We start from the raw sequence: 11,614 nt of genomic DNA, 5'->3' as shown, positions 1-11,614 counted from the left end.
TCGTTGACGAGCATCCGGCTCTCCTCCACGAGGACGCCTGCCAGGGATTCCGAGACCCGCATGCCTGTCGCGAGCTCGGCGATCAGGGCGCGCATCGCGGCCTCCTCGCGTTCGACGTGCGCCTGCACGCTCGGATCCACGAGCGCATCCGGGAGCGTCATCGCCGTGCGGCGGGCGAGCTCGATCAGCTCCGCTCGCTCGGCTTCCGCCCGGGCACGGAACGCGTCGACCGCGCAGGCGGCTCCGACGGCGGCGACGAGGGCGTCGTCGAAGCACTCGCGCACGCTCGGACCGCCGCCCGCGGGCTTCGCTTCGACATCCAGGAGAACCATACGAGGATGACACCAGCGACCACCGACACTGCGGGGGCGATCGCGCCAGGTGGCGGCGGAATGCGCCAGGGACAGTCCGGAGGCGGGGGCTGCGGGTGGACGTGGATCTCGATACGCCCGCTGCGCGGGCTACTCGATCAGCAAGAAGGAAGGGCCGCTCGGTCAGCGAGAAGGACTCCCACTGCGAGGGCTCCTCGGTCCGAGCCTCGCCCTAGGCGCTGACGCCGACGCGCTCCTCGAGCGGCGGGTAGAGCGCCTCGTCGCGCGTGACGGGGGCCGCGGTGGCCGGGGCGATCTCGACGCCGGCGGCCGCGAGGATCCGCTCGGTCTCGTTCGCGGAGACGTACGAGACCTCGGTCGAGGTGCCGATCGGCACGACCGAGTGCAGCACCGTGCCATCGTAGACGTGGATGAGGTTGAACGCCTGGGCGCCGTTGCGCGCGCGGGTGCCGCCGACCGGGACGTTGAGGTCCTGGGTGTAGCAGGTGGCCGAGGCGACCGACACCGGGATCCCCGCGAAGGTGGCGGTGGAGGAGTAGTGGAGGTGCCCCGCGATGATGCTGCGGACGTCGGACCCCTCGAGGACCTCGGCCAGTGCCGGCTGGTCGCGCAGCTCCACGAGCACCGAGAGGTCGAGCACGGACGGCACCGGCGGGTGGTGCAGCGCCAGGATCGTGCCGTGCGGAGCGGGGCTCGCCAGCTCCTCGGCGAGCCAGTCGAGCTGCGCGCCCGAGATCTCGCCGTAGTGGGCGCCGGGCACGGTCGAGTCGAGCGCGATGATGCGCAGCCCGTTCACGTCGTGCACGCGGTCGACGGGCTGCGTCGTGGGGAGCTGGTCGAGCAGTCCCGAGCGGAACGCGCCGCGGTCGTCGTGGTTGCCCATCACCCAGATCACCTCGGCGCCGAGGCGGGCGGCCGCGGGCTCCACGACGGCGCGGAGCTTGGCGTACGCCTCCGGCTCGCCCTTGTCGGCGAGGTCACCGGTGATGACGATCGCCTCGGGGCGCCCACCCGACTCCTCGAGCTCGTCGAAGAGCCGACGGAGCTGCGCCTCGCTGTCGACGTCGGAGCCGTAGAGGCCTCCGTCGCCCGCGATGAAGTGCGTGTCGCTGAGATGAAGGATGAAGTGGTTGGGCCGCGGGTACTCGGCCTGACGGACGGTCATGATCCTCGGGTTTCACGATCGGCGGGAGCTGAATCGGTTGTTCCAGCATCGACACTAGCGAAGGTACGACGCGGGATCCAGGACTGCACCCGCTGACGCCAGTCCATCATCGCGGGGTGAACGAGGGGCCAACGCGGCACGGCGCGTCATCGAACGCTTTTCCCAGGAACCGGCGCGAACCGCAGGAACGAGGGCGGGTCGACTCAGAGCCGGTGCAGCATCCGCTCGTAGAACACGATCGCGCGCTCGAACTGGTCGACCTCGATCGACTCGTCGGCGCCGTGGATGCCGAGCTGCTGCTGCGGGCTGATCTCGAAGGGGATGAAGCGGTAGACGCCGTCGCTGATCGCGTGGAAGTGCCGCGCATCGCTGCCGCCGGTCTGCACGTACGGCGCCACGATCGCCTCGGGGAACACCTCGCGGATCACGGAGCGCAGCACGTCGTACGGGCCGCCGTCGCCGGGCTCGCCGGTCGAGGAGACCGGGGAGGGCTCGTGCGCCACCCGCACCTCGACCTCGACCTGCGGGTCGTCGATGACGTCGCGGATCCGGGCGACCACGCCCGCGACGGTGCCGCCCGGATTGATCCGGACGTTCGCGACCGCGCTGGCGGTCGAGGCGAGGACGTTGGCCCCGGTGCTGCCGCGGAGCTGGGTGACGGCGACGGTGGTGCGCAGCATCGCGGCCGAGCGGTTGGAGTGCGCGGCGAGAGCGCCGATCACCGCGTCCGGGTGCTCGTGGGGGTGGGAGTACCAGACGGCGTGCGCCGCGTCGGCGTGCGGAGCCGCCGCCTGCACGAGCTCGGCGATCGGCTCCGGGAGGGTGGACGGGAACGGGTTCTCGGTCAGCCGGTGGATGGCTCGGGCGAGCCGCTGCGTGGCGAGGAGCCCCGGGAAGGGCGGGGGAGCGGAGGCGTGGCCACCGGCGTCTCGGCAGGTCAGCTCGAGGTTCATGATGCCGCGCTCGGTCACTCCGACGACGGCGATCGGAGTGGTCACGCCGGGCAGGATGCCGCGGCGGACGTTGCCGCCCTCGTCGAGCACGAAGCGGGGCCGCACGCCGCGGGCGGCGAGCAGGGCGACGACCGAGGGGGCGCCGTCGCCGGCGGTCTCCTCGTTGTGCGTCGAGAGGAGGTAGACGTCGCGCTCGGGACGCTCACCGCGCAGCACCGCGGCCTCGACCGCCTCGAGCAGGGCCACGAGGGAGCCCTTGTCGTCGAGCGCGCCCCGTCCGATGACCGACGTGCGGCCGTCGGGCCGCAGGACGGTGTCGGCGGCGAACGGCGAGCTCGACCAGTCCTCCGGCGTGACGCTGACGACGTCGTAGTGGGCCATCAGCACCGCGGGGTCGCCGTCGACGGTGCCGCGCCAGCGCCAGAGCAGCGAGTGCCCGGCGACGATCTCGCGCTCCAGCGAGCCGTGCAGGGCGGGGTAGAACTGCTCGAGCAGCTCGACGAAGACCTCGAAGCGCGACCAGTCGGTCGCGGATTCGTCGGAGTGCGACACCGTGTCGACCCGCAGCAGGGCCTGGAAGCGCTCGAGCGCGGAGGTGGTCGTCACCGGGCTAGCCTACGACGGCGGTCAGCGGCCTCCGGCCCGCGCGGAGCGGAGGTGCGCGGTGACTCCACTGCCCGAGGTGTGCGTGGTCTACGTGCTGCGCGAGAGCGACGGAACCGTCGAGGTGCTGCTCGGCGAGAAGCGCCGCGGTCTGGGACGGGGCCGGGTCGTCGCTCCGGGCGGGAAGCTCGAGCCGGGGGAGTCGCCGATCGAGGCCGCCGTGCGCGAGCTCGCCGAGGAGGTCGGGCTGCACGCCGAACCGGGCGATCTCGTCGCGCACGGGATCCTCGACTACTCGTTCCCGCACCGGCCCGCGTGGAGCCAGCGTTCGCACGTCTTCCTCTGCCGCCGCTGGCGGGGCGAGGTGACGGAGTCGGCCGAGCTCGCCGCCGAGTTCGTCCCGCTGCACTCCGTCCCCTACGAGCGGATGTGGGACGACGCGCGCTGGTGGCTCCCGGGCGTGCTGCTCCGGGGCGAGCACGCGCGCTTCCGCTTCGAGTTCGGTGAGGACCTCGCGACCGTCCGCGCCACCGACGTCCCCGGGTACACCTCCGCGGGCTGAGCTCAGACTTCGAGGACGTCGCCGGGTTCGAGCGCGTGGTACTCCCCGCCGCCCTCGCGGGTCGCCCAGCCGAGGCGGTCGTGGCCCATGCCCCGGCCGGCCTCGGACAGCACTCCCTCGTGCGTCGCGAAGGCGTGCCGCGGAGAGAGGGCCAGCACGTGGTCCATCGACTCGGCGATCTTCATCCAGGGAGCGCCGGAGGGGGCGGCCAGGATCTCCACGTCGACGCCGTCGGGCCGGGTGAAGGAGTCGCCCGCGTAGTAGAAGCGCCCGTTCACCAGCACCGCGACGTTGTCGATCACGGGGATGGAGCTGTGGATGACCGCGTGCCGCGAGCCGAAGAACCGCAGCTCGAACGGTCCGACCTCGACGCGGTCGCCGTCCGAGACGGTCTCGATGGCGAAGCCCTCGGCGGCCGCAGCGACCCCCGCCGGTCCGAAGAAGCGGATCGACGGGTTCGCCGAACGCAGGCGCTCGAGCTGCTCGGGCGTCCAGTGGTCGGGGTGCTCGTGGGTGAGGACCACGGCCACGGTCTCGGCGGTGCCCTCCACGGGGCGGGTGAAGGCTCCGGGGTCGATCACGAGGCGGGATCCCGCCTCCTCGACGAGGACGGCGGCGTGCTCGAGCTTGGTCAGTCGCATGGCTCCGAGCTAACCGCCCTCGCCGCCCGGTCGCAAGGCGGTGCCGTCAGGCGAGGCGGTGCCGTCACGCCCGGCGGGCGGCCAGGGCGCCGGCGAACGCGGCGGCGGAGGAGGGCGAGCTGTCGATCCGCCAGTCCACCTCCTTGTCGTGGTGGAACCAGACCAGGCCGACGACGTCCGGCTGGACGTTCAGGTACCCGACCAGGTCGCTGATCCACGCGGCCTTGGAGCCGCCGGCTTCGGCGGACGCCGTCTCGCCGATGATGATCGGGGTGCCGGGGGACAGCGACCGCACCTGATCCAGTCCCTCGGCGAAGAGCGCGCCGGCGGTGGTCCAGGAGCTCCAGGTCGTCGCCGTGCCCCAGTTGTAGCCGTCGAGTGCGAGGACGTCGACGGAGGCGGAACCCGGGTAGAGCGTGTCGAGCGGCACCGAGCCGGAGTAGGGCACGTTCGGGCTCCACACCCACTGCACGTTCGTCGCGCCCTGCGCTTGGAAGATCGCGTGCACGTGGTTCCAGGCGGCCGCGTAGGAGCCCGGAGCGTTCCCGTTCACGCCGTCCGACCAGGGGTACCAGTCGCCGTTCATCTCGTGCGCGTAGCGGAGCAGGACGGGCGAGCCCCAGGCGGCGAGGTCCCGCGCCCAGCTCGTGAGGTAGGCGTCGTGGTCGCCGGCGAGGATGCGGGCGGAGGAGTACGCGGGCTGGTCGACACCGCCGCCCCAGCGCCAGGGCTCCCAGGTGATCAGGCTGGTGGCGCCGCGGGCGGCGACGCTGTTCAGGTCCGCGAGCGGAGCAGGCTGCCCGAAGTCCTGGTACGAGACGACGATCGACGGGCTCTCGCCCGCCAGCGTCGCCACGGCGTCGAGCTCGGCGTTCGCCGAGGCGCCACCGGGGGTGGTGACTCCGAAGCGGAGCCGGGCACTGCTGATGACGGGTGCCGCAGGAGGAGCGGTGACGGTGAAGACCGCCGTCGACGAGGCGGTGTCGGCGCGAGCCGTGATCGTGGTCGGGCCCGCCGGCGCGCTCGGGATCGCGATCGGCGCCTGGAAGACTCCGGAGCCGTTCGTCGTGATCCGGACGGACGTGCCGAGCACCGTCAGGGATCCGCTCGTCTTCTTCGGGAAGGCCGCGCCGGTGACGACGACGGTCGTCCCGACCGGACCGGACGCGGGGGAGAGGGTGATCGACGGCGGAGTCGGCGCCGCCGCCGCCGCAGGAGCGGCGAGCAGTGCGGAGAGGACCACTCCGAGCGCGGCGATCGCGGTCAGGAGTCGGGGTCGGGAGTGCGGGCGGATCGGCATCGGACGGCTCCTCGGGGACGTGCCCCCGCCGATCGGCGGTGGGGGGGGGACCTCGAGCGTAGGAGCCGGGTGCCCTGCGTCCCGCGCCCCGGAGGGGGGCTGTCCGCGCTGAGATTCCCACCGGTCGGGCAGGCGGCCCCCTCGATTTGCATCGATGCGGATCCGTGTGCAACACTCTTCGAGTTGCAAAAACGCGGCCCCATCGTTTAGCGGCCTAGGACGTCGCCCTCTCACGGCGGTAACGCGGGTTCAAATCCCGCTGGGGTCACCACGGCAACACCAGGAGAACCCCCGGCTCAGGCCGGGGGTTCTTCTGCGTTAACAGCGCTTCCCACGCCTCGGCCGAGCGGATCCGGCGACGATCGCGGGGCCCGCGGAACCCCGGCCGACCCCTCCCGCGGCACGCCGCCGACGGTAGGATCGCAACCGCGAAGGGGAGCGAACCGGCCTTCCCGCTCCCTCCGATCACGCCGCACCGCGCGCGCCGGGCGGGGCGAGCGCCGGACCCCGTCCGCGTGGTCCGCCTGCGGACCCGCTCCGCCGCATCCTCTTCACCCCTGAAAGGCCCCCATGCTCGATCTGCCCGTCTGGTTCGTCGTCGGCTCCTTCATCGGCCTGACGCTGATCCTGGCCGCCGACCTGCTGATCGTCTACAAGCGGCCGCACGTGCCGAGCCTGAAGGAGTCGAGCCTCTGGGTCGCCTTCTACGTCAGCCTCGCGCTGATCTTCGCCCTGCTGATGCTGATCCTGGGCGACGGCGAGCACGCGGGTCAGTTCCTCGCGGGCTGGCTGACCGAGTACAGCCTCTCGATCGACAACCTCTTCGTGTTCGTCATCATCATGGGGCGCTTCGCGGTGCCGCCGAAGTACCAGCAGGAGGTGCTGATGGTGGGCATCATCATCGCGCTGATCCTGCGCGGCATCTTCATCCTGCTCGGCGCGCAGCTGATCGAGAGCTTCAGCTGGATCTTCTACCTCTTCGGCGCGTTCCTCGTCTACACGGCCTACAACCAGGCCTTCGGCAAGGAGGACGAGGACGAGGGCACGGACAACCTGCTCATCCGCCTGCTCCGCCGCCGCGTGAACATCTCGGACAGCTTCGACGGCTCGAAGATCCGCACCGTCATCGACGGAAAGAAGTTCTTCACGCCGATGCTGATCGTGTTCCTGGCGATCGGATCGACGGACCTGCTGTTCGCGCTCGACTCGATCCCCGCGATCTTCGGCATCACGCAGAGCCCGTTCATCGTCTTCACCGCGAACATCTTCGCCCTGATGGGCCTGCGCCAGCTCTACTTCCTGCTGGGCGGCCTGATCGACAAGCTCGAGTACCTCAAGTACGGCATCGCGTTCATCCTCGCCTTCATCGGCGTGAAGCTCGTGCTGCACGCCCTGCAGGAGAACGAGCTCCCCTTCATCAACGGCGGCGAGCCCGTGCCGGTGTGGGACATCGACACCTGGACGTCCCTCGCCGTGATCATCGTGAGCATGGCGGTCGCGACGCTGGCGAGCCTCGTCAAGATGCGGCGCGAGCACGCGCACATCGAGATGCACGACGGGCACCCCGAGGTCGTGGCGGACGCCGACGCGACGCGTCCCTCCGACGAAAGGTGACGGCCGGATGACCCCCCTGGACGTCGACCTGCCCCAGGGCGTGCTTCACCTGAGCGTGACCAGCAGCACCGACGTGGGGAACGTGCGGCGCGTCAACGAGGACGCGCTGCTGGCCGACGAGCTGCTCCTGGCCGTCGCGGACGGCATGGGCGGTCACGCGCGCGGCGACCTCGCCAGCGCCACCGCCGTCGACGCCCTGCGGGCGAACACCCCCGCGGTCATCGGACAGGTGGACGCCGTCTTCGATCTCGTCGAGGCCGCGAACGCCGCGGTCCGCGGGCTCGACGTCGGAGGAGCGCTCTGCGGCACCACCCTCACCGGGCTCACCCTGGTGCGGCCCGACGGGGCGGGGCCCGCGCGCTGGGCGCTGTTCAACGTCGGCGACTCCCGCGCGTACCGCTGGGACGGGTCCGACCTCGAGCAGCTCACCGTCGACCACTCCGCCGTGCAGGAACTCGTCTCGGCGGGCCTGCTCACCCGGGAGCTCGCGGAGACGCATCCGGACCGCAACATCGTCACCCGCGCGCTCGGCGCCGACGACGAGGTCGAGACGGACGTCTGGACCCTGCCGGTCCTCCCGCGCTCGAGCTACCTGCTCTGCTCCGACGGTCTGACGAAGGAGCTCTCGGACGCCGAGATCGCCGCTCTGTTCGCGCGCCGGGACGCGGGCGCGATCGGCGCTCCCGACCTCGCCGCGGCCCTCGTCCGCGCCGCGATCGAGGCGGGCGGGCGCGACAACGTGACCGTGGTCGTGATCGACGCGGTCCTCGAGCAGCGGCGCTGAGCCGCGAGGATCCTCCGCCGCGATCGGCCGGGAGCGGCCTCGTGGCGTCCCCGGGAGCAGGGCCGCCGCGGTGCTAGTCTCTGGGGATGCTGACCGGCCGGCTCCTTCTTCTCCGCCGCGACGAGACCTCGATCTGACAGGCCTCCCTCGTCGCGGTGTCTCCCGTGGGCTGACCACCATTCCTGAGGAAGAGAAACCCGTCATGAACGACACCTCCATCGAGTCCGGGACCGCCCGGCCGCGCACCCTCGCCGAGAAGGTCTGGGACGACCACCTCGTCGCCAAGGGCGAGGACGGCACCCCCGACCTCATCTACATCGACCTGCACCTCGTGCACGAGGTCACCAGCCCGCAGGCCTTCGACGGACTCCGCCTGGCCGGCCGCCCCGTGCGCCGCCCCGATCTGACGATCGCGACCGAGGACCACAACACCCCGACCCTCGCCATCGACAAGCCGATCGCCGATCTGACGAGCCGCACCCAGATCCACACGCTGCGCCGCAACGCCGAGGAGTTCGGCGTCCGCCTGCACTCGCTGGGCGACATCGAGCAGGGCATCGTGCACGTGGTCGGCCCGCAGCTCGGGCTGACGATGCCCGGCATCACCGTCGTCTGCGGCGACTCACACACCTCGACGCACGGCGCGTTCGGCGCGATGGCGTTCGGCATCGGCACCAGCGAGGTCGAGCACGTCATGGCCACGCAGACCCTGCCGCTCAAGCCGTTCAAGACGATGGCGATCACCGTCGAGGGCGAGCTGAAGGAGGGGGTGACGGCGAAGGACATCATCCTGGCCGTCATCGCGAAGATCGGCACCGGAGGCGGACAGGGCTACGTGCTCGAGTACCGCGGCTCCGCCATCCGCGCGCTCTCGATGGAGGGCCGGATGACGATCTGCAACATGTCGATCGAGGCCGGCGCCCGCGCGGGCATGGTCGCCCCCGACGAGACGACCTTCGCCTATCTGAAGGGCCGCCCCCACGCCCCCTCGGGTCAGGACTGGGACGAGGCGGTCGCCTACTGGCGCACGCTGCCCAGCGACGAGGGCGCCTCCTACGACGCCGAGGTCGTGCTGGACGCCGACGCGCTCGAGCCCTTCGTGACCTGGGGCACGAACCCCGGCCAGGGAGTGTCGCTGTCGCAGTCCGTCCCGGACCCGGAGGCCATCGCCGACCCGAACGAGCGCTCCAACGCCCGTCGCGCGCTGGAGTACATGGACCTCGAGGCCGGCACCCCGATGAAGGAGATCCCGGTGGACGCGGTCTTCATGGGCTCCTGCACCAACTCCCGCATCGAGGACCTGCGGGCCTTCGCCTCCGTCATCAAGGGCCGGACCAAGGCGCCGGGCGTGCGCGTCATGGTGGTGCCCGGCTCCGCCCGCGTGCGGATCGAGGCCGAGGCCGAGGGCCTGGACCGCGTGTTCACCGACTTCGGCGCGGAGTGGCGGTTCGCCGGCTGCTCGATGTGCCTGGGCATGAACCCGGATCAGCTCGCCCCGGGAGAGCGCTGCGCCTCGACGTCGAACCGCAACTTCGAGGGACGCCAGGGCAAGGGCGGACGCACGCACCTCGTGTCCCCGCTCGTCGCCGCCGCGACCGCCGTGCGCGGCACCCTCTCCAGTCCCTCCGATCTGGAGCCCGCTCGAGAACTGGTGGAGGCCTGATCATGGACAAGTTCGAGACCGTCACCGGCATCGCCGCGCCGCTGAAGCGCAGCAACGTCGACACCGACCAGATCATCCCGGCGGTGTTCCTCAAGCGCGTCACCAAGACCGGTTTCGAGGACGCGCTGTTCCACGGCTGGCGCCAGGAGGAGGACTTCGTCCTCAACCGGCCGGCGTTCCAGGGGGCGCAGATCCTCGTCGCGGGTCCCGACTTCGGCACCGGCTCCAGCCGCGAGCACGCGGTCTGGGCGCTGCGCGACTTCGGCTTCCGGGTCGTCCTGTCCTCCCGCTTCGGCGACATCTTCCGGGGCAACTCCGGCAAGCAGGGGCTGCTCGCCGCGGCGGTCGCCGAGGAGGCGATCGAGCGCCTCTGGGAGCTCATCGACGCGCAGCCGGGAATAGAACTGACCGTCGATCTGGTTGCGCGTACGGTCACCGCCGGTGGCGAGTCCTTCCCCTTCGAGGTCGACGACTACACTCGTTGGCGCCTGATCGAGGGGTTGGACGACATCGGTCTGACTCTGCGCGACGAAGCGCGCATCTCCGAATTCGAGACCCGCCGCGAGAGCTGGCGGCCCAAGACATTGCCGGTGAAATAGCGTGAACACACTTCTTCAGGATGCGAAGGCCCTCCAGGACGCGAAGGCGTCCGGGGCGCGGGTGGGGATGATGACCGAGCGGATCACGATCAACGGCGGTCGCCCGCTGAAGGGCCGCATCGAGCTCAAGGGCGCGAAGAACCTCGTCACCAAGGCCATGGTCGCGGCGCTGCTCGGCGAGACCGCCTCGACGCTGCGCGACGTCCCGGACATCAGCGACGTCCGCGTCGTGAAGGGCCTCCTCGAGGTGCACGGAGTGAAGGTGCAGCAGGGCCCCGAGGTGGGCGAGCTGATCCTCGACCCCTCGAACGTCGAGTCGGCGCACTTCGCCGACATCGACGCGCACGCCGGCTCCAGCCGCATCCCGATCCTCTTCTGCGGACCGCTCCTGCACCGCCTGGGCGAGGCGTTCATCCCCGACCTCGGCGGCTGCCGGATCGGCGACCGTCCGATCGACTACCACCTCGAGGTGCTGCGCAACTTCGGCGCCATCGTCGAGAAGCTGCCCTCCGGCATCCGGATGTCGGCCCCCGAGGGCCTGCACGGCGCCAAGGTCGCGCTGCCCTACCCCAGCGTCGGCGCCACCGAGCAGGTGCTGCTGACCGCGGTGCGCGCCTCGGGCATCACCGAGCTGTCGGGTGCGGCCATCGAGCCCGAGATCATGGATCTCATCAACATCCTGCAGAAGATGGGCGCCATCATCTCGGTCGACACCGACCGCGTGATCCGCATCGAGGGCGTGGACCGCCTCGAGGGCTACACCCACCGCGCCCTGTTCGACCGCAACGAGGCCGCCTCCTGGGCGGCCGCGGCCCTCGCGACCGACGGCGACATCTTCGTCGGCGGCGCCCGCCAGCAGGAGATGACGACGTTCCTCAACGTCTTCCGCAAGGTCGGCGGCGCGTTCGAGATCGCTGAGGACGGCATCCGCTTCTACCACCCCGGTGGCGAGCTGAAGCCGGTCATCATCGAGACCGACGTGCACCCCGGCTTCATGACCGACTGGCAGCAGCCGCTCGTCGTGGCGCTCACCAAGGCGAAGGGCGTGTCGATCGTCCACGAGACCGTCTACGAGCAGCGCTTCGGCTTCGTCGACGCCCTGGTCAAGATGGGTGCGACCATTCAGATCCACCGCGAGTGCCTCGGCGGGCAGGCGTGCCGCTTCGGCCAGCGCAACTTCATGCACTCGGCCGTCATCTCCGGTCCGTCGAAGCTGCACGGCGCGGACATCGTGGTGCCGGACCTGCGCGGCGGGTTCTCGCACCTGATCGCGGCGCTCTCGGCCGAGGGCACCTCGACGGTCTCGAACGTGGGCATCATCAGCCGCGGCTACGAGAACTTCCTGACGAAGCTCGAACTGCTCGGCGCCGACTTTTCGCTCGACGCGTAGCCGCACCG

Annotated in this window: 11 protein-coding genes and 1 tRNA gene; 7 read left to right on the top strand and 5 right to left on the bottom strand. The window is 70.9% G+C overall.

Going from position 1 to position 11,614, the window contains the following annotated elements; translation table 11 throughout:
* The 3 genes from ASF48_RS14405 to ASF48_RS14395 all read right to left on the bottom strand — a co-directional run.
* On the bottom strand, window positions 1-332 hold a 332-nt coding region (locus tag ASF48_RS14405; RefSeq protein ID WP_055793062.1), incomplete at its 3' end, for a hypothetical protein.
* 211 nt (window positions 333-543) lie between these two features.
* Window positions 544-1,497 carry a phosphodiesterase gene (locus tag ASF48_RS14400; RefSeq protein ID WP_055793059.1) on the bottom strand — a complete coding sequence of 318 codons (954 nt, stop codon included), beginning with the start codon at window positions 1,495-1,497 and terminating at the stop codon, window positions 544-546.
* Between the two features lie 203 nt (window positions 1,498-1,700).
* On the bottom strand, window positions 1,701-3,056 hold the full coding sequence (locus tag ASF48_RS14395) for a M20/M25/M40 family metallo-hydrolase (protein WP_055793057.1): 1,356 nt from the start codon (window positions 3,054-3,056) through the stop codon (window positions 1,701-1,703).
* A 58-nt stretch (window positions 3,057-3,114) separates the two neighbouring features.
* Between ASF48_RS14395 and ASF48_RS14390 the strand changes: the two genes are divergently transcribed.
* On the top strand, window positions 3,115-3,615 hold the full coding sequence (locus ASF48_RS14390; protein WP_162238038.1) for an 8-oxo-dGTP diphosphatase: 501 nt from the start codon (window positions 3,115-3,117) through the stop codon (window positions 3,613-3,615).
* 2 nt (window positions 3,616-3,617) lie between these two features.
* Here the strand turns inward: ASF48_RS14390 and ASF48_RS14385 are convergent, their stop codons facing one another.
* A complete protein-coding gene (locus ASF48_RS14385; RefSeq protein ID WP_055793050.1) occupies window positions 3,618-4,256 on the bottom strand; it encodes an MBL fold metallo-hydrolase in 639 nt (212 codons plus the stop codon).
* A gap of 64 nt (window positions 4,257-4,320) precedes the next feature.
* The gene (locus ASF48_RS14380; protein WP_055793048.1) at window positions 4,321-5,556 is read right to left on the bottom strand and encodes a glycoside hydrolase family 26 protein; all 1,236 of its coding nucleotides are present in this window, start codon (window positions 5,554-5,556) and stop codon (window positions 4,321-4,323) included.
* 195 nt (window positions 5,557-5,751) lie between these two features.
* Between ASF48_RS14380 and ASF48_RS14375 the strand changes: the two genes are divergently transcribed.
* From ASF48_RS14375 to murA, 6 genes are all read left to right on the top strand, one after another.
* A tRNA-Glu gene (locus ASF48_RS14375) sits at window positions 5,752-5,827 on the top strand.
* Between the two features lie 299 nt (window positions 5,828-6,126).
* Window positions 6,127-7,170 carry a TerC family protein gene (locus ASF48_RS14370; protein WP_055793045.1) on the top strand — a complete coding sequence of 348 codons (1,044 nt, stop codon included), beginning with the start codon at window positions 6,127-6,129 and terminating at the stop codon, window positions 7,168-7,170.
* A gap of 7 nt (window positions 7,171-7,177) precedes the next feature.
* Complete coding sequence (locus tag ASF48_RS14365) at window positions 7,178-7,954, top strand: PP2C family protein-serine/threonine phosphatase (protein ID WP_055793041.1); 777 nt, start codon at window positions 7,178-7,180, stop codon at window positions 7,952-7,954.
* A 202-nt stretch (window positions 7,955-8,156) separates the two neighbouring features.
* On the top strand, window positions 8,157-9,617 hold the full coding sequence (gene leuC, locus ASF48_RS14360; protein ID WP_055793038.1) for a 3-isopropylmalate dehydratase large subunit: 1,461 nt from the start codon (window positions 8,157-8,159) through the stop codon (window positions 9,615-9,617).
* Window positions 9,618-9,619: 2 nt separating this feature from the next.
* Window positions 9,620-10,216 (top strand): 3-isopropylmalate dehydratase small subunit, encoded by a 597-nt coding sequence (gene leuD, locus ASF48_RS14355; RefSeq protein WP_055793035.1) that lies wholly within the window; start codon window positions 9,620-9,622, stop codon window positions 10,214-10,216.
* Window positions 10,217-10,286: 70 nt separating this feature from the next.
* Window positions 10,287-11,606 (top strand): UDP-N-acetylglucosamine 1-carboxyvinyltransferase, encoded by a 1,320-nt coding sequence (murA, locus tag ASF48_RS14350; RefSeq protein ID WP_200931021.1) that lies wholly within the window; start codon window positions 10,287-10,289, stop codon window positions 11,604-11,606.
* Window positions 11,607-11,614 lie beyond the last annotated feature (8 nt).

The sequence above is a fragment of the Rathayibacter sp. Leaf299 genome (assembly GCF_001423055.1).
GTDB lineage: Bacteria > Actinomycetota > Actinomycetes > Actinomycetales > Microbacteriaceae > Rathayibacter > Rathayibacter caricis.
The sequence above is the reverse complement of the archived record's forward strand: the minus strand, read 5'-3'. Positions and strand labels throughout refer to the sequence as shown.